Source organism: Acinetobacter sp. YH1901141 (assembly GCF_013416935.1).
Classification (GTDB): Bacteria; Pseudomonadota; Gammaproteobacteria; order Pseudomonadales; family Moraxellaceae; genus Acinetobacter; species Acinetobacter towneri.
The window spans coordinates 122,633-144,523 of record NZ_VPEY01000004.1; the positions used below are offsets into that span (position 1 = coordinate 122,633).

General features: G+C 41.0%; 33 protein-coding genes and 1 pseudogene. 2 read left to right on the forward strand and 32 right to left on the reverse strand.

The window, feature by feature from the left end:
* Positions 1–26 precede the first annotated feature (26 nt).
* From ssb to FTV52_RS04060, 6 genes and pseudogenes are all read right to left on the reverse strand, one after another.
* Positions 27–365 (reverse strand): annotated as a pseudogene (ssb, locus tag FTV52_RS04035) (single-stranded DNA-binding protein); the annotation flags it as partial.
* Positions 353–841 (reverse strand): hypothetical protein, encoded by a 489-nt coding sequence (locus FTV52_RS04040; protein WP_179989969.1) that lies wholly within the window; start codon positions 839–841, stop codon positions 353–355. The gene FTV52_RS04040 and the pseudogene ssb, both read right to left, overlap by 13 nt.
* Positions 838–1,107 carry a hypothetical protein gene (locus FTV52_RS04045; RefSeq protein ID WP_179989971.1) on the reverse strand — a complete coding sequence of 90 codons (270 nt, stop codon included), beginning with the start codon at positions 1,105–1,107 and terminating at the stop codon, positions 838–840. Before FTV52_RS04045 ends, FTV52_RS04040 begins: the two co-directional genes overlap by 4 nt.
* A complete protein-coding gene (locus FTV52_RS04050; RefSeq protein WP_179989973.1) occupies positions 1,107–3,866 on the reverse strand; it encodes a toprim domain-containing protein in 2,760 nt (919 codons plus the stop codon). Before FTV52_RS04050 ends, FTV52_RS04045 begins: the two co-directional genes overlap by 1 nt.
* Positions 3,866–4,108: a hypothetical protein gene (locus FTV52_RS04055; protein WP_257221663.1), complete on the reverse strand. Its 243-nt coding sequence runs from the start codon at positions 4,106–4,108 to the stop codon at positions 3,866–3,868. Before FTV52_RS04055 ends, FTV52_RS04050 begins: the two co-directional genes overlap by 1 nt.
* Before the next feature lie 46 nt (positions 4,109–4,154).
* Positions 4,155–4,349, reverse strand: coding sequence for a hypothetical protein (locus FTV52_RS04060; RefSeq protein WP_137311808.1), 195 nt, complete (start codon positions 4,347–4,349; stop codon positions 4,155–4,157).
* 102 nt (positions 4,350–4,451) lie between these two features.
* Here FTV52_RS04060 and FTV52_RS04065 point away from each other — a divergent pair, with 102 nt between their 5' ends.
* Positions 4,452–4,778 carry a helix-turn-helix domain-containing protein gene (locus FTV52_RS04065; RefSeq protein WP_171529613.1) on the forward strand — a complete coding sequence of 109 codons (327 nt, stop codon included), beginning with the start codon at positions 4,452–4,454 and terminating at the stop codon, positions 4,776–4,778.
* A 55-nt stretch (positions 4,779–4,833) separates the two neighbouring features.
* Here the strand turns inward: FTV52_RS04065 and FTV52_RS04070 are convergent, their stop codons facing one another.
* From FTV52_RS04070 to FTV52_RS04080, 3 genes are all read right to left on the reverse strand, one after another.
* On the reverse strand, positions 4,834–5,040 hold the full coding sequence (locus tag FTV52_RS04070) for a hypothetical protein (RefSeq protein WP_179989975.1): 207 nt from the start codon (positions 5,038–5,040) through the stop codon (positions 4,834–4,836).
* Between the two features lie 103 nt (positions 5,041–5,143).
* Positions 5,144–5,950, reverse strand: coding sequence for a Rha family transcriptional regulator (locus FTV52_RS04075; protein ID WP_179989977.1), 807 nt, complete (start codon positions 5,948–5,950; stop codon positions 5,144–5,146).
* A gap of 3 nt (positions 5,951–5,953) precedes the next feature.
* Positions 5,954–6,148, reverse strand: a complete 195-nt coding sequence (locus FTV52_RS04080; protein ID WP_179989979.1) for a hypothetical protein — start codon at positions 6,146–6,148, stop codon at positions 5,954–5,956.
* A gap of 458 nt (positions 6,149–6,606) precedes the next feature.
* On the opposite strand from FTV52_RS04080, the gene FTV52_RS04085 reads away from it, so the two are divergent.
* Positions 6,607–7,260: a hypothetical protein gene (locus FTV52_RS04085; RefSeq protein WP_179989981.1), complete on the forward strand. Its 654-nt coding sequence runs from the start codon at positions 6,607–6,609 to the stop codon at positions 7,258–7,260.
* Positions 7,261–7,455: 195 nt separating this feature from the next.
* On the opposite strand, the gene FTV52_RS04090 is transcribed toward FTV52_RS04085, so the two are convergent.
* The 23 genes from FTV52_RS04090 to FTV52_RS04200 form a co-directional block, all read right to left on the reverse strand.
* Positions 7,456–7,626, reverse strand: a complete 171-nt coding sequence (locus FTV52_RS04090) for a hypothetical protein (protein ID WP_179989983.1) — start codon at positions 7,624–7,626, stop codon at positions 7,456–7,458.
* A gap of 72 nt (positions 7,627–7,698) precedes the next feature.
* The gene (locus FTV52_RS04095) at positions 7,699–7,899 is read right to left on the reverse strand and encodes a TraR/DksA C4-type zinc finger protein (protein WP_179989985.1); all 201 of its coding nucleotides are present in this window, start codon (positions 7,897–7,899) and stop codon (positions 7,699–7,701) included.
* A complete protein-coding gene (locus tag FTV52_RS04100) occupies positions 7,892–8,143 on the reverse strand; it encodes an ogr/Delta-like zinc finger family protein (RefSeq protein ID WP_179989987.1) in 252 nt (83 codons plus the stop codon). The genes FTV52_RS04095 and FTV52_RS04100 overlap by 8 nt, the downstream gene beginning before the upstream one ends.
* A gap of 152 nt (positions 8,144–8,295) precedes the next feature.
* A complete protein-coding gene (locus FTV52_RS04105) occupies positions 8,296–9,609 on the reverse strand; it encodes a contractile injection system protein, VgrG/Pvc8 family (RefSeq protein ID WP_179989989.1) in 1,314 nt (437 codons plus the stop codon).
* The gene (locus FTV52_RS04110) at positions 9,609–10,049 is read right to left on the reverse strand and encodes a phage tail protein (RefSeq protein WP_179989991.1); all 441 of its coding nucleotides are present in this window, start codon (positions 10,047–10,049) and stop codon (positions 9,609–9,611) included. Before FTV52_RS04110 ends, FTV52_RS04105 begins: the two co-directional genes overlap by 1 nt.
* A gap of 8 nt (positions 10,050–10,057) precedes the next feature.
* Entirely contained in the window at positions 10,058–12,502 is a 2,445-nt protein-coding gene (locus tag FTV52_RS04115; protein ID WP_179989993.1) for a phage tail tape measure protein, read from the reverse strand.
* Between the two features lie 12 nt (positions 12,503–12,514).
* Positions 12,515–12,661: a GpE family phage tail protein gene (locus FTV52_RS04120; RefSeq protein ID WP_308444327.1), complete on the reverse strand. Its 147-nt coding sequence runs from the start codon at positions 12,659–12,661 to the stop codon at positions 12,515–12,517.
* Positions 12,658–12,999 (reverse strand): phage tail assembly protein, encoded by a 342-nt coding sequence (locus FTV52_RS04125; protein WP_179989995.1) that lies wholly within the window; start codon positions 12,997–12,999, stop codon positions 12,658–12,660. Before FTV52_RS04125 ends, FTV52_RS04120 begins: the two co-directional genes overlap by 4 nt.
* 71 nt (positions 13,000–13,070) lie before the next feature.
* Positions 13,071–13,586: a phage major tail tube protein gene (locus FTV52_RS04130; protein WP_179989997.1), complete on the reverse strand. Its 516-nt coding sequence runs from the start codon at positions 13,584–13,586 to the stop codon at positions 13,071–13,073.
* A 10-nt stretch (positions 13,587–13,596) separates the two neighbouring features.
* Positions 13,597–14,769: a phage tail sheath protein gene (locus FTV52_RS04135; RefSeq protein WP_179989999.1), complete on the reverse strand. Its 1,173-nt coding sequence runs from the start codon at positions 14,767–14,769 to the stop codon at positions 13,597–13,599.
* A gap of 93 nt (positions 14,770–14,862) precedes the next feature.
* Positions 14,863–15,255 (reverse strand): hypothetical protein, encoded by a 393-nt coding sequence (locus FTV52_RS04140; RefSeq protein ID WP_179990001.1) that lies wholly within the window; start codon positions 15,253–15,255, stop codon positions 14,863–14,865.
* Entirely contained in the window at positions 15,252–16,199 is a 948-nt protein-coding gene (locus FTV52_RS04145) for a phage tail protein (protein ID WP_179990003.1), read from the reverse strand. The genes FTV52_RS04140 and FTV52_RS04145 overlap by 4 nt, the downstream gene beginning before the upstream one ends.
* The gene (locus FTV52_RS04150; RefSeq protein WP_179990005.1) at positions 16,200–16,730 is read right to left on the reverse strand and encodes a phage tail protein I; all 531 of its coding nucleotides are present in this window, start codon (positions 16,728–16,730) and stop codon (positions 16,200–16,202) included.
* The gene (locus tag FTV52_RS04155) at positions 16,727–17,644 is read right to left on the reverse strand and encodes a baseplate J/gp47 family protein (protein WP_179990007.1); all 918 of its coding nucleotides are present in this window, start codon (positions 17,642–17,644) and stop codon (positions 16,727–16,729) included. Before FTV52_RS04155 ends, FTV52_RS04150 begins: the two co-directional genes overlap by 4 nt.
* The gene (locus tag FTV52_RS04160; protein WP_179990009.1) at positions 17,641–17,988 is read right to left on the reverse strand and encodes a GPW/gp25 family protein; all 348 of its coding nucleotides are present in this window, start codon (positions 17,986–17,988) and stop codon (positions 17,641–17,643) included. The genes FTV52_RS04155 and FTV52_RS04160 overlap by 4 nt, the downstream gene beginning before the upstream one ends.
* A complete protein-coding gene (locus FTV52_RS04165) occupies positions 17,985–18,617 on the reverse strand; it encodes a phage baseplate assembly protein V (protein ID WP_179990011.1) in 633 nt (210 codons plus the stop codon). The genes FTV52_RS04160 and FTV52_RS04165 overlap by 4 nt, the downstream gene beginning before the upstream one ends.
* Before the next feature lie 77 nt (positions 18,618–18,694).
* A complete protein-coding gene (locus tag FTV52_RS04170) occupies positions 18,695–19,144 on the reverse strand; it encodes a phage virion morphogenesis protein (protein ID WP_179990013.1) in 450 nt (149 codons plus the stop codon).
* Positions 19,141–19,668, reverse strand: coding sequence for a phage tail protein (locus FTV52_RS04175; RefSeq protein WP_179990015.1), 528 nt, complete (start codon positions 19,666–19,668; stop codon positions 19,141–19,143). The genes FTV52_RS04170 and FTV52_RS04175 overlap by 4 nt, the downstream gene beginning before the upstream one ends.
* Complete coding sequence (locus FTV52_RS04180; protein ID WP_179990017.1) at positions 19,665–20,522, reverse strand: N-acetylmuramidase family protein; 858 nt, start codon at positions 20,520–20,522, stop codon at positions 19,665–19,667. The genes FTV52_RS04175 and FTV52_RS04180 overlap by 4 nt, the downstream gene beginning before the upstream one ends.
* Positions 20,519–20,812: a phage holin family protein gene (locus tag FTV52_RS04185; RefSeq protein ID WP_179990019.1), complete on the reverse strand. Its 294-nt coding sequence runs from the start codon at positions 20,810–20,812 to the stop codon at positions 20,519–20,521. Before FTV52_RS04185 ends, FTV52_RS04180 begins: the two co-directional genes overlap by 4 nt.
* Positions 20,809–21,201 carry a putative holin gene (locus tag FTV52_RS04190; protein ID WP_179990021.1) on the reverse strand — a complete coding sequence of 131 codons (393 nt, stop codon included), beginning with the start codon at positions 21,199–21,201 and terminating at the stop codon, positions 20,809–20,811. The genes FTV52_RS04185 and FTV52_RS04190 overlap by 4 nt, the downstream gene beginning before the upstream one ends.
* 10 nt (positions 21,202–21,211) lie before the next feature.
* A complete protein-coding gene (locus FTV52_RS04195; protein ID WP_002060529.1) occupies positions 21,212–21,421 on the reverse strand; it encodes a tail protein X in 210 nt (69 codons plus the stop codon).
* Positions 21,422–21,886 carry a head completion/stabilization protein gene (locus tag FTV52_RS04200; RefSeq protein ID WP_179990023.1) on the reverse strand — a complete coding sequence of 155 codons (465 nt, stop codon included), beginning with the start codon at positions 21,884–21,886 and terminating at the stop codon, positions 21,422–21,424. It abuts the gene before it with no gap.
* Positions 21,887–21,891: the final 5 nt, after the last annotated feature.

The window sequence follows — 21,891 nt, forward strand, 5'->3', positions numbered from 1 at the left end:
ATAATTTCCCCTTAAACCGCATTTGCCTGTGATGCTGAATCCAGCATCTGTAAATTTTCTGCACGAATTTCTGTGCTGTAACGTTCCTGACCGTTTTGATCGTTCCATTTACGTGTACGAAGTGAACCTTCGATATAAACTTTTGAGCCTTTTTTTAAGTACTGCTGGGCAATTTCACCCAAACGGTTGTTAGCTACAATACGGTGCCATTCGGTTTGTTCAATCCAATCACCAGTTTGTTTGTTCTGCCATTTTTCAGATGTTGCGATGGAAAATTGACAAACTGAACCACCATTTGGAAAGGTTTTGCTTTCAGGGTTGGCACCCAGCGTGCCGACCAGAATGACTTTATTTACGCCACGCATGAAGCTGCTCCTTCAATTTTTGCAAAATGACTGAAATGTGCTGTGAAACATTTCTGATTGTTGGTGAATGGGATCTTTGGATCTTCGATATGGCAGACATACAGCTGATCTGTACCGACGATCTGCTTCACTTCAAAACGCTGATGACTGCTGACAATAAATTTGTAGCGTGCAAATTCATTAGGGATCCACACTGTTTCACCGATTTTAAAATCATGAACTGTATTGATTTCAGGATCCGTGAACGGTAGGGCATCATCAAAGTCGAGTTCAGCAGTTTCAAGGCCACCTGGCTGTGCTTTGCCAGTATCAACAATATTTTTCATTTCGTTGATCAAGATGCATGCTTCAGTTGGCATGTGCTGAACGCAATGATGCTGATTTAAAATGCTGTGCAAGCGAAGTACACGTGCTGACAGTTCTTGATGTTCAGCGATCATGGTGTAATAGCTTTGATCTTGAGTTTGAGCGTTCATGCTTTTTGCTCCAGTATTTCTTTGACTGCGATTTCAATCAATTGTTGCAGTCGATCATAAGTGACCATGCTTTCGATTTTCTCAGTCAACTTTGCGTTGATCTCAAATTGTTCTAGTAGAGATTTTTCCGCTTGTGCTTTAATTTCCAGCTCAATGGCATTTGCGAAGTCATAAACATATGCGTTTAAATCAATATCCCCACTTGCTTGCTCTTTAAGCTTGAATCCATTAGCTAAAGCTAATTCTTTAATCTTTTGAATATCCATTACTTTTTTGCCCCTAAATTTGGATTGGTGAAGATCCAACACTTCACATTTCGGCTTGCTTTACCTGGTACTTCACGACTTTTATTCACCGCTGCCACGTCATCGGCAGGGAAGCGGTCTGAGTACACCTGTTTATTACTTTCAATGAATTTGTACTTGCGTGAGGTGCGAAGTAATTTCTTCATTTCATTGATTTCAGGCAGCTGCTGATAATTGCGTGCAGCCACTTTGTAAATTTCGTTTAAGTTGATTGCGACGGTTTGAGCATCGGCAGGGTGATGGTTTAAGCCCCATTCTGGTGAACGATTGCCCTGCAGGTATTCGTAAACATCCCAGAATTTTTCCACGTCAGGATGATCACCATTCAACTGTTCAACACGTTCACGCGCCATGTCTTCAAGCATGTCTTGTGCTTCAAGCATGTCTTCCAAGTCGATTGGCAAAACGTGTTTGGTCATTGCTTCAATTAGTGCAGCTACTTGTGCATGACATAAGGCAATACGTGTATGGGTAATGCCAATTTCATGATAGTGATCTTCAATTGCCTGTAGCTTTGATGCATAGGTTTCCAAAATTTTGTCTTCATGACGCAAGCAATGCGTCATGAACGTGCAGGCATCTTCAAGTTCCATGCGATCCAGTTCATCGACAATGCGTTTGGTTTCCAGTGACTGTCCTTTGCGGTCAAAGTACAAGTGCAAAGTACGAGTCAAAATTGCTTCTGAAGCCTGAATTGCTGTGTTCTGTGAAATCAGGATGGCACCACGGAACGGTGGTTCATAGGTTTCATTACCTGCAGTCTTTAAACCTTTAGAACGAATTGCACGACCATTGAATGCATCTTTCAATTCATCCCAACTGAATTTTGACTTTTGAACAGCATTGCCGTTCACATCGTTACGGTCGCCTTCGATTAGGACCACTGGCAGGTTTGCGATCTGTGCAAAGTTACGGTACACCGCCACGTTTGTTGATTTGTTTGCATCAAAGCCTTCATAGTCTTTACGACCTGAAAGTTTCCACATCATTTCAATTAAACGTGATTTACCTGCACCTGCTTCACCGACAATTTCCATGAAAGGATATGAGCTGTGCATGGCACGGATTTGTTCAGCAAAATATGAACCCATCCACCATGCAAGCGCGACAATTCCTTTGGCACCACGAACTTTATGGAAGTCATTCCACCATGAAGGATCAAACTGTTTTTTAGGGTTCAATGTGATCGCTGGTGAACTTGCCAGTGTTTTGATTTCCTGACGTTTTACTTTGAAAAAGTCATGCTCATTGATTGGGATGATTTGCCCTTGATGAACAGCGTATTTTTCAAAAATATAAGTCTGGTATTCACGGCTGTAACCAATGTAATCAATAGTTTTGACTTCACGTAAACGTTCGGTTTCACGTTTGATGAATGTCTCCAGCTGCATATCTGTACCTGTCCACATTGCACCAGACATGACCGACATCACACGTGGTTTGAACTTTGAACGTGATGACATTTGATCTGCTGTAAACGTGGTTTTTGCTTCTGACCATGGACTTTGCAATTTGAAGTAGTACCAAGATTCATCGGTAATTTCATTGCGCTGGAAGTACAACGGTTCAATCTGAGCATTACAGATTTCTTTTGCTGCTGAACAGTTCTTCAATGCACTGGCACGGATCTCTTTATCAGTCAGGATCTGACCACCATTTTCAGCTGCTTCAATGTTGCGGTCTTCCAAGTGCTGAACTGCTTTGTTGAATTTGTCATAGTCGAGTTCCCACCAGTACAAACGGAATTTGTGGTTGTAATAGAACGTGTGACGACGACCTTCATAGAAGTTGTAAATTAAAAGACCTGCTTCTTCAGCCGTTTCAGCAATCAGCAATTCACCATAGTGTTTGTACTTTGGGAATTGATCAGGGTTGAGTTTGTCCCACTGGAACAAGTCATTCCAATCGAGTTTTTTTCCTCCATTTGCCGGTGGCTGTGCAGCAGTAGACGACCAACCTTCAGCACGTGAACGTTCATGCCATTTAACTGTATATGCTTTACCTGCTGCATCATTGTCGAATGCCCAGCGTAAACGTGGCTTGTCAATTTTGAGTTCATGACAACGGTCTGCAATTTGTTTTAAGAATGCAGAAGGGTAGTTGACACATGACAGACAAGATATGGCTTTGACACCTGACTGACTCAGTGCAATGGCATCAAAGATCCCTTCAGTGATCCAAACTGCTTCGCCTTTTTCCCCTAGACGGCAAATTTCATCCAATTCATGCACTGACCATGCTTGGCCAGCATTTTTAAAACCATAGTTAAAACGTGCTTTTTTATTGCCAAAACGTTCAGGTCGGTCAATCAGACGTTCCCAATAGTTTTTGTCATCTAACATAAAGCGAACAGTGGCACTTGATTCGCCTGTATTTGAATCTTTATAGAACTGCTGGGTGTATTTACCAATCAAGTTTTTAAGATCAAAACCACGACCTTCAGATAAAAATGCATCTGCTGCAGCATTTGGATTCGCATCAGTTTGTGGATGGTATTCAGACCAGTCTTTGAATAAGTCTTCACAGATATCTTTGACGTGTTCTTCATAACCACATTTGACCAGACGACCACATTTCACGATACGTGGATTGTGGGCATGGGTATAAAGTTCTTTTTTACCGCATTGTGGGCAGACACCTTCACGGAACCATTCGCCACGTGTCTTGAAACTGAACATATTTTCAAGACGGTCAATGATGCGGTGCTTTATCTCTGACATTAATTCACACCTTGATATTTAGTTTCAACGATATGAAGCCAGTCGCATGCATCTATGTAAGTCATGTGGTTCTGGTCATAAATGGCTTCTATGTAGCCTTTGAGTTTGATTGCAGCAATCATGCGTTGATTGCCTTGTTCTTTTTGCATTTCTTGAATACGTTGCAACAATGCTTGGGTACCATTTCGGTTTTTAAGCTGTGTTTTGCGCTTATTCGTTAAATCTTGAAGTGTTATCATCATGTTTACTCTTGCGTGAAATTGTAAACTTCTAAGCATTTTCAGATGCTTAGGTGTTATTTTTCGCAATGAAAAAAGGGTTTTCAGGATCTGCAATTTTTGACAATTCATTTGCAACGGCTTGACGAATCACATTAGAAATAGTCGTGCGGTTTTTAGCTGCATGGATACGCATGTAGTCTTTTTCGGGTTGGGTAAAATGTGCGCCACTCATTTCTGTTCGGTTTTCTTTGACTGTAGACATGTGAGTTACCTTTTTTTAAAGTTTCGATATATCAACAGTGTTAAACTGTTAAAGTGATCATATTACGAAATATCGAAAGATTCAATAGTATTAGAGGTAGAAATGTCGATAAATGATAATTTTTTAGAGCGTGGGGCGCGTTTGAAAGCGGAAAGAAACCGTTTGAAGCTGACTCAACCTGAAATGGCTGAAATTATAGGTAAAGCAGTCGGATCTATAGTCCGTTATGAAAAGCATGGTGATGCCTTGAACCAGGATCAGCTGATTGCTTTGAGTAATGCGGGATTTGATGTCTTTTATATTACGTTTGGTTTAAGAGCTGATACTTTAAGTGAGCCTGAGCATGAAATTGTCACGGCATACCGTAGTCTGGGTGATGATGCCAAGGCTGCTTTTGTCAAAATGGTCAAGGCTTATGTGGCACAGTAATTTCAGGGCAAGCCTAAATCATCTACCCCAACCTTAGTTGGGGTTTTTTAGTGCTTTATATTGCTTTGGCGATCTGAACGACTTGGTGGTGAAGGGTATTGAGGAGAGCGTTTAGTTCTTCGCTTGTGATTTGATGCTGTATTGATAGTTTGGTCAGTACAGAGAGTGTTTGTTCCAAGTTTTGAATTGGAAAGCGTATTTCGTCCAGTATTTCTTCTGCAGTCATGGTGTTATGGCTGTTAATGTCCAGTATTGAGTTCATTGTTCCCCCTGTCTATTTATAGTGGGTTTATTTTGCTAAAAATTGTTTAAATAATACAGTCCTGTGCGACAACTTTTGTCGCACAGGATGGCCGATTTTGTAACTAATTCAAGAGTGGTAGATTTGTTTGGAACAACCAGCATTTGATATTTTTGCTGTGTAATGCGCTGTAAATCTGTCGGTTATTTTGCATAAACACGGGGTTAGGGCTTTGACTTTGCATAAGTATGGCAAAAAGCTGGGGCTTGAGTGGTAAACCTTCTATGCACTGATAAATCTGAGAAATATTAAGTGCCAAGATATTTGGGTTACGACTGTGATTGAGTCTATGTAAGCCATAGCTATTCACACTTGCCCAGAAGTCATTCAACATTTTATTGTTGATAATATTTTTTGTTTCTAAGGATAAACAAGCCACTGGAAGGATGTCACGGCACAGAGTCGCTTTATTATGCCAAATGACTTCAGCATCTTGCATGAAGCCATTCTGGTCATAGTGGATCTGACTCACGGTATAGATAGGACCACCTGACTTGAGTTGCACTACTGCACCAACATGGATACTTTCATTTTGGCCGTGCAAGTTGTAGAGCATGGCTGCCATTTGGTTAAAGGTGTTGATGTAGGCTTCTTTAATTTTTGCGGCAGCTGCTCCAGTAAAACCCATAACCAAAAACATAAAGCCGTCTTTGGTCATTTCGTACATAGGTAATTTACGCCCCGTGCTGTCTAAATATTCACTGAGCGTAAAATTGCGCTCAGTGAAATCAGTTGAACAGTCTAGGCTTTCTAGTTTGCGTAATACATCCTTGTGCTGCTTATTGAAAATATCAGCCACTTTTAAACTGGTGGTTTTAACTTGATGCTCTTGAATAAAAACTGCGTCATCAATATGTGCAATTGCGTTCATGGCTCACACTCCCCAAAACAATAATGAGAAGACGATAGAACATGCTGAAAAGAACACGGTGGTGTCTAAGATGTTTTTAAAAATTTGTTTACGTTTAAGTTTGCACTGGCGTTGTTCATACGCTTGCAGGTCGTAAATAGGGGAGTGTTCACGTACGTTATTTTGAGTGCACGAATGTGCAGAAGCGAAATGTTTCATTGGCTTTTCCTTTTGTGTTCAAGTTTTAAACCTGACACCATCACTTCTCACGGTAATGGTGACAGACTGAACAGGGGTGAGAATACCGCCACAAAAGGAAACGGCCAGCGCGAAGCTGCCCTATCCAGCCTGCCAAAAAAGGCATAGCCGAATTTTACGCAAAAAAACAGCCGCTTGCGCGACTTATTTGCGCCTTTTGTGTTCGTTTCAGGTTCTCACGCCTGACCACAGATTTTGCTGTAGTGTTAAAACTGTAACAGTGTTAAAGTATTAAGGTCAAGTGGCTTTATAAAAATATTTTTGAGGGTGTATAGATGGATTCATGGGTAATCATTTACATCGAACACATATTAAAAAATGCTGAATTGGTAAAAGATAATAGGTATGCCTTTGGGTGGAGTATTTACCTTATTTCTATCCATGATTAAAAATACAGTTTTATATTTAGAGGGTATTTTGTGAAAAGTTTATTATTGGTTTTGAGTTGTTTATTTGTTGTTGGCTGTTCAAGTGAATCAAATACAAGTATTAATTCTGCACAAGTTGAACAAGAAAAAATAGAATTTAATATTCGATCTGATGAAAAGAAACGCGATGTAAAGCGTGTTGTTGAAGTGGATATTGAAAAGCGAATTGATGAAGCCCAAATTAAGAGCCTTGCAGAAGAAATAAAACAAAGTGATCCGAATCAATATGAACGTACTTTCATTGTATTTTTTATCCCTGAAATGGAACAAGCATGGGCAACTGTAAGTTATGATCCTGATTATAAACTTACAATGTTGGGTAGTTCTGAGCAAAGTCACGAAGCATTAAAAGCAAACGATACGGAAATTTCAGGTCAAAAAATTGGTGAATGGAATGCCAATTGGGGTTTTGAATACAAAGAAATATATGAAGAAAAAGACGGAAAGATTTTTAGACATCAAATATTTGCAGATGGTGAGCAGAAGCCAGTCGAAATGCAGATCATTGAGGTTAAGGGTCAGAAGGCTTACCAAGATGCTATCAGTAAAGAACATGGTGAATTCTTTGTCATTAATAAAAATGGTGACTTAGAGTATTGGAGCGAAAACGGAAATTATTATACAGCTAAGAAAATAAGCGAATAAAAAAGCCCCGAAAGGGGCTTAATTATTGGAGCTGAAAACGTGTCACGCCACGTACAGCATATTGAATATTTTGCTGTCATCCTTTTGTTATTATAACCGTTTTTTTAAAACCATCCTACTGTATGTAGGAATAATAAAGCACTGCCGATCACACCCAGCATAGCACCGACTAAAAAAGGATAGAGCCACATATTTTTATCCTTTACGCTTGGCTTGGGTTTGAATAAATGCACAGCTTGGTTTGTTATTTTGCTGAATTAAGCTTTCAATGCGTTTGGTATAACGGTCGAACAAGTACCAAATGATGACTACCACGGCAGCCAATAGGTTTACAACAATTAAAATCAGTGCAGTTTGTTGGTCCATTTTTATTTTTCCTTTGCTTATTCATCTTGTGATGTGCATTCAGGGCAGGGACATTCAATTGGATCTGATGTATCAGCGATAACGATTGGCATAACGTTCTTCTAAACTTTTACATTCAATACATAAGGTCACAGCACCCAGCTTTTGGCGTTCTGCTGGAATGTCATTGCCACACTCGAAACACTCGGTCAGTGATGGTGCGCTGTAATCACGTGGTTTTACTTTGACTTGGTTTAGTTGGTTTTCTTGTGCGCGGTCAATTGGGTCAGACACATGCCACCTCTTTATGTTGTTTTGCTGCGGATTTTGGAAGATGAATGTTAGGATTCGGCATTGCAGATGGGGAAAGTTCAGCATCCCATGTCAGGAAGCCTTGAGCAGTAAAGCCACAATGTAAGTTGGTGCATTGACCGTATAACCGTTTTAAAAGTGGATCGACTTGTTCACTTGAACGGATCCAAAGAGATTCGCCGCAATGAGGGCATTTATTACTTATCGTACGTCCTGGTTTAGACATTTTTGCTGCCTCTGCTGAATAAATAATATCCAACAAATATACAACAAAATTACGTTATATCTAAAGTTTCTATTGTAAAAGTTATTAAATATCGTTATCTTGTTTTTACCCATTTCATCCTGACTCCACCCCAAAGTCAGGATTTTTTTGTCCTATTTTTTGGCTTTGTCTATTTTTTCTTGTTCAAGTTTTACGGCATTATTCGCGTTCTTTTTTGATTTGTAGACGTAGGTCAACTTTAATGGCTTGCTTTGATCACCTGAAGTGATTTTGACTGACTTGCGACCTTCGCTGTAATAGGCAATGACACCGGTATAATCTGCATAATTTTTACCAGTACGCTTTTTACTTTTGGACTGTTCATTTTCTTCTTCGGTTTTTTCTTCATTGCCTTCAAACAAGGTCGATACATCATCGGCATCTGGAAGCTGAACTTCTAATTCAACTGAGGTGGTGAAGCCACTGTCATTGAGTGAATGGGTGACATTGGTCCCTAGCCACACAATTTCGTCAATTTCAGGTTTTAAGCCAATGAATTCAAATTCCTGTTCAGGGATTAAGGTTGGATCACCTAATGCCAAGGTATATGTCAGTTTTTGGGCAGTACGTTTGCAACGATTGTATTCCGCATTTGCTGCCAGTTCAGCGGTGGTTTTATCCCGATGCACATAGCGGATCTCTTTCATGTTGTCTTCACTGTCACCGACCACCACATGCAATTTCTTGGCTTTGTTTTCGGTGTAGTAATAGGCTTTGACACCTGTGATATTGTCCGTACCTGTGCCATTGGTGTAATTGTGCTGATCGCCTTTGTTCCTGGTGATTTGCACACGCGGCAAAGCTAAGCCTGAAACGGTTTGACTTGCGCCACGTGGTAATAAAATCAAATGGCCATTCTTCACTGTGGCAATTGCGTCATTTTCATCGGCAATACGTGTAATGAGATTTGCATCAGATTCATTCTGGGCAATGTACTTGACCTTTTTAGATGCGAATTTTTCATGAACAATGACTTTCAGTTCATATTCAGCACCGACCTTTTTAAATATGTCTTGAATGGTTTTGTCGCTCCAGCTGCGTTCACGCTTCTGTTTTAAACCTTCTGATACGTCATTGGCCATGGCAGAAATACTAAGTACATCTGGTGCGCCACGATGGGATGTGGAATCGACTTTGTATTTGCCTTTGTCGAATAAACCGGTATTGGACCAACCTAACCAGACCTGAATGATGGCACCTTTGGGTGGAATACTGAGCATGCCATCTGCATCATTCAGTTCGATGTCCACTGAATCCACCACAAGCCCACGATTGTCTTTAATACTCAGTGACATTAAACGTGAAGCCATAAGGGATGAAATATCGACACCATCGACTTCAACTCGAAAAATGGGGTAAGGATATTCTGTCATTTTTTCAAAAGAATTTAATGCCGTACCAACGACGTTCATGACTTTATTCAGCATTAGAGAATCCTATTTAGTGCGCCAACACCCATGCCGATCAGGGTGCCTAATAAGGTCGGTTGCCAATCGCGTACAATGGTCAGTTTTAAAGTAAATTCAGTTTTTCGCGCTGCACCATCTTTAAAGAAATAGGTTTTGGTTTCATCTAAATCATTAATGATGACTAAGCCATAAATTTTGCCTGTGCCTTCAATTAGGGTATATGCCTTGCCTGTATCCCCCATTTGTCTGAGGGTGTCCAATGTGGCGCGACTTCCTGTCAATTCGTGGTAAATCACACCTTTGAGTGTAATGACATCTTCACCTTTACCAATAAATTGATAGGCAGGGGAGTCCCCGACACGGCTATTGGAAGGATGTCGCCAATTGGTGACACGTTGCAGTTCTTGATATGACGCTGTTCGTAATGAAAAGACAAACAAGCCTAGAGCCATCATCATGTTGTGTATTACTCCGAATCTGTCAGGAATTTACGTCGTGCGTTTTGTTCTTCTAGCGCGACACGTCGAAGTTCTTGACGCATTGCTTCAGCTGTTCCTTTGACCACGGATCCATCTTTGACATGAATATGCACTTCAATGGTGTCTTGGCTGACAAAGGAACGTGGATTATTGCGACCAACATTGATGGGTTTGACTGGCTTAGTTTGGGCAGCAGTGTTGACCACACCTTGTGTGGCGGTGGATGTTGCTGCAATCGGTAATCCATTTGCATTCGCAATACCGTTTGCCATACCTTGCATGGTGTAGTCACCAATTCCCATGAATACGCGTGACGGTGAATGAATGCCTAGAATGCCACGGGCTTTATCAATCACGCCACTTACAGCACCAGTAATGGCATCTTTGACGGCATTGACTTTGGATAAAATACCGTTCTTGAGTCCTTCTAAAATCATGGCACCAAAGCCGGTAAACTTAGCTGGAAGATCCACACCGAACCATGACAGTACTTTGGCAAAGGCTGAATAGAACAGTCCGATTGGACTCCAATTAATGATCAGTGCTGAAATTCCGGTGATACCACCACTGAATGCCGTCTTGATGGTGTTCCAAATGCCGACAAAGAATGCTGATATAGGTGCCCAATTTTTGTAAATCAGCAATGCAGCACCAGCAATGGCAAGGACAATCCATGTAATTGGGTTGGTCAGTAACGCCATGCTCATACCTTTGGCCGCCAGTGCTACTAGACCAAATGCACGACCAACCATCATCATTGGTCCAAAGATGGCAATTGCACCAATGGATAGGGCAGATAACCCCCCAACAATGGCAATAGCACCGACTGCAATTTTTGTTAGTGAACTGGATAAGGCTGGATTCGCTTGTGCCCAAGTCTGTACGGATTTTATTACACCAGTAAATTTCTCGGTAATACTGTTAACACCTGGTAATAGTTGATTGCCGATGGTAATTCCCAGTGCTGCCATTGCACTTTTTGCAAGAATAATATTATTGGCAGTGGTTTCTGCTCGTGCAGCATATTCTTTTTCCATACTGCCAGCGTACTTTTGCTTATCTGCAACTTTCCCTAAATTGTCTTCAAGGGCTTTCATGTTGGTCAACAAAGGTGCGATAGATCCAAGTGACTCAGAGCCAAATAATTCTTTTAACATGGCAGCTTGTTTGTATTTATCCATTTCTGAAATGGCTTTCAATACAGATAATGTGGTTCCTTCAGCATCCTTCTGCATGCCTTCAGCTACCTTTTTCGCATCCATACCTAATTCAATATAAGCATTTTGCTGTCCCTTTGTGGCAGACTCACCTGCAACCAAGGCAAGCATCATATTTTTAATACCTGTAGCAGCCACTTCTTCAGCTACGCCCATGCCACGAATTGTTGCCCCTAATGCGGCAATAGATCCAGAAGCAAAGCCACCGACTTCACCTAATGGACCAATACGTTGCACAATATCCATGATGCCTTTAGCCGCGGCAGGGGTATTGTTGCCTAGGTAGTTAATTTTATCCGCTAATGTTGTTACTTCAGATTGTGACATTTTGAATGCTGTACGCATTTCTGCCATTGCCTGTCCTGATTCTTCGGCTGTAATGTCGAAAGCTACACCCATTTTCACAGCTGTTTCGGCAAACTGAGTCAATTCATTTTTTGCAATACCAGATTGTCCACCTGCTGCATAAATAGCTGCAATATCTTTGGCGGCCATTGGCAATCGTGTACTCATGTTGATGATATCTTTTTCCATTTGCTTAAACTGCTGTGGGGTATCAAAGTCAACCACCTTTTTTACATCAGCCATGGCAGATTCAAAATCAATAGAAAGTTTAACTGGTACTGCTAAAGCAGCTGCACCAGCACCAGCGATCATGAGTCCTTTTTTTGCCATTTCATTGGCTTTGCCCATACGTTCTTGCATTTTTTCGTATTTCTTTTGGGCTTCGGTATGTTTGCCTAAGGCTTCTTTTTGTTTGTTTAACTCCATGGTGGTCAAATGAATCTTATTTTTTAGATCTGATTCGCTTTGACCTAAATCATCCATTTTTATGCCTGCAACATTAAGGTCACGGACAACGCCTGTAATTTCTGCTGATTTACTTTTTAATGCACTTTCTGTACGACGTATTCCTACTTCAAGATTTTTTAGTTTTTTTGCTTGGTCATCACTTAACTGTCCAAGCTTACTCTGTTCTTTTAAAAGCTTATGTTCACTACGGTATTTAGCTAAAGTATCTGATGTTTTAGCAATACTTGACTGAAGGCCGCGAAAGCTGTCAACTTTACGTTGCTGTGCTTCCAGATCCTTCAGCTCGCTATTGGTTTTTTTGAGCGCGTCAGCCATTGTTTTAGAGCCACCAATGATTGTTTTGATGGGGCCAGTTACTTGGTCATATGCTTTAAACATGACTTCTAATTTTAATTTTGACATTGGTGGACTCTTTTATACAGTGGTTTGGTGACGCTTTAGCGCATGGTGATGCCATTTACTTAATTCGATGATGTCCATGTCATCGTATGCGCTGGGTGGCCAATGAAAGATGCAAGCAATATTGGCAATCGCTTCATCTACATCATCGACCAGTTTTATTGCTGTTCCTCTTTGATCGCTTTCTGCAGATCCTTCGGGTACAAAAAAGTGACCAAGTGACCTCCAAGCTGTGCAAAGTCCACTGGATCTAGTTCAAGCACTTGCTGTGGTGTTAATGCAGGTGTGGTCACACGTGGTAAAACTTTGATTAATGCGTTTACATCATGCTGATAGATGGCTTGTAAACTGACACCACTTAATGCTTTGACATTTGGTTTGCGGATGGTGATTTCAGTAATGGTATTGCCACCAAATTGAATTGGTTGTTCAAGCTGAACGGTTTCTTGGTTCGGGTTTTGAATCAGTTGCTGATTTAATTCTTGATCTTGAGTATTCATGTCGCATTCCTAAAATAGATTTGAATCAAAAAAACCTTGCACAGAACGAATCCATGCAAGGGCAGGAAAACTTATAATCCGATAGCTTTACGTTGTGCTTCGAGACGGTCTTTGCCATCTACAACTTCTTTGAAGCCAAGCACGTCAATTTCGATTTCAACTTTGCCGTTGACTGTGAGTTTGTAATAAGCACAGTTGGTCACGACTTTATGTTCAGTGTCTTCACCTGGTTCAGAGTCACCGCCATCAATTTCTTCATGGCGACCACGAACCACAACTTCCACTGAATCCACTTCGCCTGTGTCATCACGTTGATAAGCACCAGCGAAACGCATATACACACCGTCGACTTTTTCCATACCGAACTGACGCAAGGTGAGCAGGTCTAAGCCACCAAACGTGGATTCAAGCACTAAGCCGTCATCGCCCATGCCCATGTCGACCTTGATCGGTGCGTTCATACCACCACCGCGATAGTCTTCCATCTTGCGTGTGAGCTTTGGCAATACGACCGTTTTAATTTCACCTAAGTAACTTTGACCTTCGTTAAATAGGTTCATATTTTTGAGTTTACGAGGAAGGCTCATTCTTCAGCTCCTATGCAGTGATCGTTGAAGCGAATTCAGCCAAATAGCTGTCTGTAATACGCTGACGGAAGGTGAGGTCTTCAAGCGGTGGCACAGGTGTATAGTCATAATCGATATACAATTTTCCTGCTTTGAGCGTGTCTTTTGAGTTCAGCTCTGGGTCATACCAGGCATCACCACCCATCAGATAGCCTAGGCGTGTCCATTCACGTTGTTTGGCTTTAATGCCTTCCAACATGTCGTTGACCAATGAACCGTGCATTGGTTTATCAATGGCCCACATGTGTGCTTCTGCAATCGTGTCAGCCATGATCTGTGCTGTACGTGTGTAGTTTTCGAAAGCAAAGAGTGGATCGTCTGAACATGTGCGCGAACCCCAGAAACGGAAGCCGTCATGCTGAATCAGAGTGGTGATTTCGTTGCTGTTGAGATAGCCAGCATCGGTTGCAGGATCTTGAAGGTCCCAAGTCACATCGGCATCGATACCAGTTACACCGTTGACAGCAACGTTTGACAGGGTTTTATGCCAACCGATTTCGTTGTCGATCTTGGCACGTAAGCCCATCGCCACTGCAACTGCAGGTACAGTTTCGGTTTGTGCTGTATCGACATTGAATGCCACAAAATTTGGCCAAATCACCATGAGTTCACGCGCTGAAATCGCATCACGATAGGCAACGACTTCTTCTTTGGTTTCACATCCCCAAGCATAGACATAGGCAAAGGCACGAAGTTTTTTTGCAATGGTTGCAAGTTCAGTGGCAACAGATTGGGTGTCCAGACCAGGTGCGCCAATGATGCGTGGCTGTACGCCTAGTTTCGATTTTGCGGTCAGCAATGCTTTTGCACCGGTATATTTACCAGTGGCATCTACGGTACCAATGACGTTTGCTGTTTGTGCTGCTTCATCTTCAGCAGCTGCAACACGTACCACGACGCAGATTGAATTGGCTTGGTTGGCCATGGCTTGCAGTGCTGTTTTTAGTGTGCCGTTGGTACCGGCTTTTGCAACTGCAGCTTGGGTGTTGGTAATGAGCACTGGCGTATTCAATGGGAAAACGGTTGCATCTGCATCTTCTGCAGTGGCAATGAGTCCTTGAACAGCAGTGGCAATGGTTCGGATCGGACGTGTACCTTCGTTGATTTCAACGACACGTAGTCCGTGGTGGTATGAATCTGCCATAAAAAAAGCCTGTTTATTGAGGTTTTATTTCAACAAACAGGCTTGCATGGGTCCGAATAAAGCCCAAGTGTATGGGCTTGTATTAAGTGGGTTTTACAATGTTAATGCTTCAGACCACATCGCATCCACTTGCTCATCTGTCCAGTTGAGCAGCTTCGACATTTCTGTAACAGTTGGACTTAATCGCTCAATATCAGAAACTGTGTCATATTCGATCTTAAAACGCGGATTTGCTTCAATCGCTTGCATCACTTGATCATACATATTGTGATCAAAAAGATATAAAGCAAACTGACGTTTTGAAAGCTTTGATAGTGACTGACGTTTTAAAAGTGCTTTTTCTTCATCACTTAGATAGTTTTGCGGATTGATATGACGATCAATTTCATCTTGTGTCATTGCAATAAATTCATCAGTGATTAGATGATCTTGTGAGTTGTCTGATTCAAATGCCCACACTCTATTGTCTTTTTTAAAATATTTCATTCTTCAGCTCCAAGTTCAATTACATATTCAATTTCTTTAAAAAGAGCTTCGAATCTATACGAAGAACCAGGTGGCACAAATGCACTAACACTTAAACCTGTTGCTATTGAGCTTGCAACATCATTCGAGTCAAAAAGTTTATCATCAACATAAATCGATATTTTATTTGATGATGTCGTTGAGTGTTTACTCTTAACTTTAACAAAAATCATTTGTTTTTCATTGTTTGTATATTCAACATTTTTAAATCTAAATGCTGTAACGTCTCTAATTTTTTGTTTATAACCGAAAATAGGTAAATCAATATCTTTCGTAGCATCAAACTCCACGCCATTAATTTTACGTGCTGTTTCTAACTTTGAAGCACTCACAGCATTGTCATTCTTACCGAGTTTATTGTCTTGCAAATTCTTTGCTTGCTTTGCTGAAACTGGCTTGGTTGCGTCATCTGTTTCTACATCATCAACAATTTCAGAACGCGGAATATAATGCTCATCAGTCCATGCTTGAGATGCATAAATTAACGATTCATCTAACATGATTTCAACAACAGAACCATCAGTTACATTTTGCGTAAATCTAAGTCGATATTCACTCACACCGCTTGGGTCTGCAACTTTTTCAAATGGAGCATGTGAACCATGTGAAATCAACTTTCCATTCGCGATAATGCCCATTTCACGAATTGTAAAACCACCAACACCAGATGGAATAATAGTTTCAATCACAATCCAATTCGCATTTGTTGCATGTCGCTCATATTTAGTGACAGCTTGACGATGAACTTCACGAACTAAAGATGTCCGTGCTTTGTTCGGTGTAGGTACTGATCCATTACCATCACCGAATGCAACATGTGTAATATTTAATTTCGTATTTGTGGCAATAGCATTTGCAATTTCTGCATCACCTAAATTTGTTGTGACATTATAATATTCAGCCATTTATGCCCTCGGCTCACTTGTATACGTCAGTGCTGTTTGATGCACAATAAGGTTGCGTGTCGTTAAAATTGGGTTAATTGTTACGGTAAGGTTTGCTAAATGCCGTGATGCTGCTTTAGATTCAGACACTAATCTATTTATTTCACTGTAGGTTTCAGCATTTAAACTTTTGCCAATAACGTTCAGCTCTAAATTAAAAGTACCTGGTACTAAATTAGGCTCTGCCTTAAACCATTCAATTAAAGTCACTTCATAACCAAATGGCTCTAGTGCTCGCTTAATCGATGCAGGTGTACCTTTAATCTTGTGTTGCTCTTTAGATGACTTAATGACTTGGCGTTTGAGTAATTCTTGCCAACTGTCATCCCAATAATCTACAGATTTTTGATATGCCAAAAACGGGAGAAATGCAGACGGTACATTATCAAAATTTTTTACAATACGAATTGATGGTAAATCAAATGTGTCACAATTTACTTCTGTGAGTTTTTTTTCAAGATCTGTTGCGTTCGGAGGGAGTAAACTTTTCAAATGACACCCCCACTTGTAATACTTCTAGAAGTGCAAAATGGGTGGTGATAGCTGTCTATAATGATGTCAGTACTCGGAGATATAATTTCTACGCGTTCAATTCCATCTACATGTAAAGCTGCATAAATCGCAGATAAATAAATACTATCTCCATTTTTTTTAGCGTTCTTGATGTAATTATCTAAACGAATATTAGCTGCTTCAAGAAGCAATGTGTCTTCTGCATTTTTCCACATATAAAGGATAGCTTCGACTTGATAATTGACAGCAGTACTCGACGTTACAGTTGGGCGATCACCAACAGGGCGAATAGTGTCTGGATTCAAAGCTGTCTGAACAATATCGATCAGTTCTTGTGATGCTTCACCATTCACACTGTCAGATTGAGTGATGATAATGTCTAAATAACAAGGTGTTTCTTCATCAGACTTCACTTTGATATTTTCGACACGGCCATCGGCAGAAAGTGCAAAGTAACGATATGCATTGGTCGAACCTGCAGTATTCATTCCATCATAAGATAATAAACAGCGTTCTTTTAAACGTTCATCTGATTCATATACGGCTGGTAATGGTGGAGTGACGGATAAGTCTTCAGGCGTAATGATCTGACGGACAAGACCATATTCAGTCAAAGCTAAGTGGTCTAAATCTGGACCTGTAGAAAATGCAATTAATAGTGCACGTGCATCCGTATTGCACTTGTGCTGATAGAGCATTTCTAAATATGCATTTTCTTGAAGAATTTTAACGATTGGATCTGATTCGCGCGAAAGAATAGCACGCCATTGTGCTTGTTCTCCGGCCGGATACAGCCCGATAAACTTTTCTTTTCGGTCATTAAATAGCGTCTCAAAATCCAGCTCTTTGATTAGATTGGGGGCTGGTAATTGAGAAAAGTCGACGATGCTCATGATATTGCCCCGAAGTTAAGTGGAATACTTAAAGATTCATTTTGGTTGCTGTTCACCACAGTTAAACTGAGATCCAAAATAAATTTACCGTGCTCTTGGGGTTCGATTGAAATTGACTCCAAACTGATTCGATTTTCCCATTGGATCAGTGCTGTGGCTGCAGCAGCATAAAGTTGTAAACGTGTGATTTCATTAAATGGGGTATCAATCATTTGCGGTAATAATGAGCCATAGCTTCGACGCATGATTCGTGAACCAATGGGTGTGGTCAAAATATCCTGAATAGATTGACGAATTTGTTCTGCTTCACTCTGCAAACTCAATCCTGTATATCTAGACATCATGGTATAGGCCCTCCAGATGTACCAGATCCTGGTTGAACACCAGAAGTTTTATGGTTCTTCAGGCTGATATTGCCTGCAGAAACATCTGCTTCAGTACTAAATTGACCTGATGAATGACTAGATCCTTGTACTAACTGACTGCCACCAACGGTGTTGTTTCCTGTCATTGCGGTACTACCATTGACTTGTAAATTTCCATTGATAGTCGTATCACCGTTGACAGTGACACCACCATCAGCAGTCAAAACGGCTGTGCCACCTGCAGGTAAAACTGCAGATAAATGATGGGCTGCAATGTCATAGGCAATGACACAGCCATCGGCAAACATACGAATTTTTTTGTTTAGATCGTCAGAGGGTGCAGGGTGGTCATCGTTATAAAATCCATATAAAACGAAGCTGGTTGGACCAATATCACCGCATGGTGAAATAACCACACATTCTTCATTGATCGATGGCATATCCCATGTTGCATCGTCACCAGAACGAATATTTAGGCAACGGATTTCCGGTGTCTCTATATCGCCTAAATTGACGATGACACGTGGAATAGGTTTAGACGGATTGATGGTCTTGACGGTTCCAAATCGAACAATATTTTCAAGACGACGGTTAGCATCTGCATTCATGCAAACACTTTGCGTCAAGGACTAAGCCATTTCAGCTAATGGGGCTTGTATTAAGTGAGTTTTACAATGTTAAAAACTTAAAGATTGATATGTTTTAAGAATGAATCTTCAATCAGTTTTAAATCCTGATCTGTGAAGCCTAAAAGTTCACGTTTTGGATAAACCACACTCGGTGCGCCACGTTCAGCACGATCTTTTAAACCTTCCTGATGTACTTGTGCAATACGTCCAACACGACCCACAAAGCCTATCGCAATGGAATTCGCATTGCTGAGCAATTTTAAATGAGCAGTGTTTTTTAATTTGGTGAACATTTTGCGTTTGATTTTGCCTTTTTGTTCACGTAGGCGTTTGCGCCTTGGAGTGTATGTTGAACCATCAGGATTCTGTTGTGCAGAAATACGTTTGCTCTGATTTTTTCTTAAATCACGTCCAATCTGTTTGGAAAGCTTGGCACGTTCACCCACTGACAACCGTTCCAAGTACGGCTGTAAGTAGGTGGCAAGTTCTTCAACATTGTTCGTCATGGATTTTTACCAGTCGGTGGCATGTCTAATGACCAACCTTGTTTTTCAGTTGTGGTCCATGAAGCAATGACTTCACCAGATGGATCGATGACTTCAAAATCAGTGGCAGGTTCAAATTCTGTGTACTTCGGTTCTTCAGGATGACTGAGTTCTAATTTGCCGTCTGACAACTTTTTCACGACGACACGTTCAGTTAGTGGAATTTGAAAGTTAATGTCATATTTACTGTTATCAATCAGTTCAGCTTCAAAGCTGATGGCTTGTTTGCCTTTCTCATGGTTGGCCATCAATTCAGGCTGATTTTCTGCAATCCACGTGAACAGCACGACACCAATAACATCGACATCACCGGCATAGTCAGTAATGACCAGATCCAAGGTATATGACATTTCAAAACTAAAACCACTGACCATGGTACTGCGAAGCGAACCATTATTGGTAAAGATCAATAAGCGATCCTGATCAGGACTCAGACCAGGAATCGCGTTGAGCAAATATTCTCTTAATTGATTTGGCTTTTTCATGCAGCTTTTGCACTCTTATAGTTTGGATCGAGGCGATTCATCACACGTAAAAACTTAGTGTCATAGCCAAGTTTTTTATAGTTTTTGCCGTTATACAGCGAAAAAACCACGTGCCAATTTTCTTGACGTAACGCATCGATGAGCATCCATTTTTTGTCATCGACTTCACCAGACTTGGTTTCACAATAACGAAGGAATGCTTCAAACTGAAGGCTTTCACTTTGTTCATGCTGTGCCACAAATTCCTGAACAGATGCATAACCAAGTGATTTCCAATTTTCACCCATGAGCTGGAAACGTCCCCACGATGCCGACTGTAATGCACATGATTCATCCAGCTGTTTGGCTTGACTTAAACGTGTGTACTCAGCAGATCCACCGTGATAACCACCTGTTTTGGTATTCACAATATTCGGATGTTTAGCCATAAGTGCATTGGCTTTGGTTTTGCCAAATTTCTGATTCAAATAGAAATACATGCGATGACGTTCAAACAGAATTTTAGGCTTACCATTTGGCAAGTAACCTTCACCCAGCGTTTCAACTTCAGCAATGGCTTTAATCACGATGACAGGCACACCCAAACGTTTGGCACCTGCAACCAAATCACTTTCATTTAAAAGTTTACTGGTGTCTTCACCACGTAGGGCTTTTAGTGTGTAGTCACCGACCAATCCATCGACTTTCAGATTTTTCAGTTTCTGAAATTGAATCACGGCATATTCAGTATTTTCGCCAAAGTCACCATCAGCAATGAGTGGTTTCTTATTTTTACCAGTCATGCCATTTTTAATCAGCAGTTTTTGTAATTCAGTGACCGCTGAACCTTTTGAACCCAATTTTAAAACGCTCATGGTGTGCTCCTTAACATTGAAACGACATTGCCTTTATTTCGAAAAATAAAGACCACCAAAAACACCGCGAAAATGGCATCCCAAATCGTGACTGGATCTTTAATGAAAATGATATGAATACTTTGTGTTAAGAACGCACCGATCAATACGGCTGAAAATAGTCGAAACGAACATTTTTGCAGGTGCAGTCGATCAAAACATAAAATACGGAATGCACATGCCACATAGCACAGCACGGCAAAGATGGAAAAAATTGTTTGTGCCAATGGCGACAACATGAGTTGCATCATTTTTTATTCTCCTTTCCAAAGGTGCTGGACAGGGCAGAAAAGAATTTTGAAGTGGTGTTGAATATTTCAGTCAATGTCGACTTGTCCACCCATTTCATGACCTTCACCAAAACAGGCAAAGCAAACATGCTGGTAAAACAAGCGATGACCGTGTGACTGTTCACACCAGTTCGATTTGAAATTTCAGGTGCTAAGGCATAGCCTAAGGCAACGGATAACATGAGCGAAAAAATACGTTTTCCATAGCTTAGTGACTCTTGCGTAAATGCTAAAAATGCTGCACCAATTACGGCACCAAACAGTGCATCACCGTTCACGAATGGAAGGAGTGATACCAATCCTGCAGAAGCGGTAATTGCGACAGTCGTTGATGTGGTTGGTTCAGCCATATTTTTGTTCTCAGTCCCAAAGCTGAATGCTTTGCGTTTTATTTTGTTGTGTTTGAAGTTCTGGTAACTGAACCTTTGTCCCCATCGGGAGAAATGGACCAAATTCAGACAAGTGTGGATTGGCTTCAAGTACTGCTTCGACCACACCAGATGAACGTCCATAGTTGCGCCAACAAATTGCGTCAACCGTGTCATTCTGAAGGGCATAAACAGTTTTCATTTAAACCAACTCCACATTCAAACGACGAATTTTTTTTAAATCACGAATAGCGAAGCGCAGATCTCGACGGTAATCATCAATCGTTGGTGTCAGATCATCTGCTTTTTGGCCACCATTGTTGTTGGTGTCATAAGCACGATACTTTTCAGTCAATTCAGCACCAACCGCTGCTGCAACGGCACGGAAATACAAAACTTCAGTGATGGGCTTTTCCACACCTTTTGTGGTGATGGTTTTTGGACTGATTTCAGCAAGTGATGCTGCTTTTGATGTCAGGGATTCGAGCTGATCATTGACTTCAATGATGGCTGATTCAATTGCAGGAATTAAACGCTGATCAGTGATACTTCCATCAAAGCGCAATGCTTCACGAATGGCTTTGCTCGATATGCTAGGAAAAAATGAATCACTGGTGATGACAACTTCTTCATTGTTGCGGTTGCCGTTTGCAATTAGTCCGGTCATTGTCA

Bases quoted from the DNA above. Each gene is read 5' to 3' on its own strand.
- FTV52_RS04040 (WP_179989969.1), bottom strand. From the start codon at position 841: ATGAACGCTCAAACTCAAGATCAAAGCTATTACACCATGATCGCTGAA.
- FTV52_RS04045 (WP_179989971.1), bottom strand. From the start codon at position 1,107: ATGGATATTCAAAAGATTAAAGAATTAGCTTTAGCTAATGGATTCAAG.
- FTV52_RS04050 (WP_179989973.1), bottom strand. From the start codon at position 3,866: ATGTCAGAGATAAAGCACCGCATCATTGACCGTCTTGAAAATATGTTC.
- FTV52_RS04055 (WP_257221663.1), bottom strand. From the start codon at position 4,108: ATGATGATAACACTTCAAGATTTAACGAATAAGCGCAAAACACAGCTT.
- FTV52_RS04060 (WP_137311808.1), bottom strand. From the start codon at position 4,349: ATGTCTACAGTCAAAGAAAACCGAACAGAAATGAGTGGCGCACATTTT.
- FTV52_RS04065 (WP_171529613.1), top strand. From the start codon at position 4,452: ATGTCGATAAATGATAATTTTTTAGAGCGTGGGGCGCGTTTGAAAGCG.
- FTV52_RS04070 (WP_179989975.1), bottom strand. From the start codon at position 5,040: ATGAACTCAATACTGGACATTAACAGCCATAACACCATGACTGCAGAA.
- FTV52_RS04075 (WP_179989977.1), bottom strand. From the start codon at position 5,950: ATGAACGCAATTGCACATATTGATGACGCAGTTTTTATTCAAGAGCAT.
- FTV52_RS04080 (WP_179989979.1), bottom strand. From the start codon at position 6,148: ATGAAACATTTCGCTTCTGCACATTCGTGCACTCAAAATAACGTACGT.
- FTV52_RS04090 (WP_179989983.1), bottom strand. From the start codon at position 7,626: ATGGACCAACAAACTGCACTGATTTTAATTGTTGTAAACCTATTGGCT.
- FTV52_RS04100 (WP_179989987.1), bottom strand. From the start codon at position 8,143: ATGTCTAAACCAGGACGTACGATAAGTAATAAATGCCCTCATTGCGGC.
- FTV52_RS04105 (WP_179989989.1), bottom strand. From the start codon at position 9,609: ATGCTGAATAAAGTCATGAACGTCGTTGGTACGGCATTAAATTCTTTT.
- FTV52_RS04110 (WP_179989991.1), bottom strand. From the start codon at position 10,049: ATGATGATGGCTCTAGGCTTGTTTGTCTTTTCATTACGAACAGCGTCA.
- FTV52_RS04115 (WP_179989993.1), bottom strand. From the start codon at position 12,502: ATGTCAAAATTAAAATTAGAAGTCATGTTTAAAGCATATGACCAAGTA.
- FTV52_RS04125 (WP_179989995.1), bottom strand. From the start codon at position 12,999: ATGAATACTCAAGATCAAGAATTAAATCAGCAACTGATTCAAAACCCG.
- FTV52_RS04130 (WP_179989997.1), bottom strand. From the start codon at position 13,586: ATGAGCCTTCCTCGTAAACTCAAAAATATGAACCTATTTAACGAAGGT.
- FTV52_RS04135 (WP_179989999.1), bottom strand. From the start codon at position 14,769: ATGGCAGATTCATACCACCACGGACTACGTGTCGTTGAAATCAACGAA.
- FTV52_RS04140 (WP_179990001.1), bottom strand. From the start codon at position 15,255: ATGAAATATTTTAAAAAAGACAATAGAGTGTGGGCATTTGAATCAGAC.
- FTV52_RS04145 (WP_179990003.1), bottom strand. From the start codon at position 16,199: ATGGCTGAATATTATAATGTCACAACAAATTTAGGTGATGCAGAAATT.
- FTV52_RS04155 (WP_179990007.1), bottom strand. From the start codon at position 17,644: ATGAGCATCGTCGACTTTTCTCAATTACCAGCCCCCAATCTAATCAAA.
- FTV52_RS04160 (WP_179990009.1), bottom strand. From the start codon at position 17,988: ATGATGTCTAGATATACAGGATTGAGTTTGCAGAGTGAAGCAGAACAA.
- FTV52_RS04165 (WP_179990011.1), bottom strand. From the start codon at position 18,617: ATGAATGCAGATGCTAACCGTCGTCTTGAAAATATTGTTCGATTTGGA.
- FTV52_RS04170 (WP_179990013.1), bottom strand. From the start codon at position 19,144: ATGACGAACAATGTTGAAGAACTTGCCACCTACTTACAGCCGTACTTG.
- FTV52_RS04175 (WP_179990015.1), bottom strand. From the start codon at position 19,668: ATGAAAAAGCCAAATCAATTAAGAGAATATTTGCTCAACGCGATTCCT.
- FTV52_RS04180 (WP_179990017.1), bottom strand. From the start codon at position 20,522: ATGAGCGTTTTAAAATTGGGTTCAAAAGGTTCAGCGGTCACTGAATTA.
- FTV52_RS04185 (WP_179990019.1), bottom strand. From the start codon at position 20,812: ATGATGCAACTCATGTTGTCGCCATTGGCACAAACAATTTTTTCCATC.
- FTV52_RS04190 (WP_179990021.1), bottom strand. From the start codon at position 21,201: ATGGCTGAACCAACCACATCAACGACTGTCGCAATTACCGCTTCTGCA.
- FTV52_RS04195 (WP_002060529.1), bottom strand. From the start codon at position 21,421: ATGAAAACTGTTTATGCCCTTCAGAATGACACGGTTGACGCAATTTGT.
- FTV52_RS04200 (WP_179990023.1), bottom strand. From the start codon at position 21,886: ATGACCGGACTAATTGCAAACGGCAACCGCAACAATGAAGAAGTTGTC.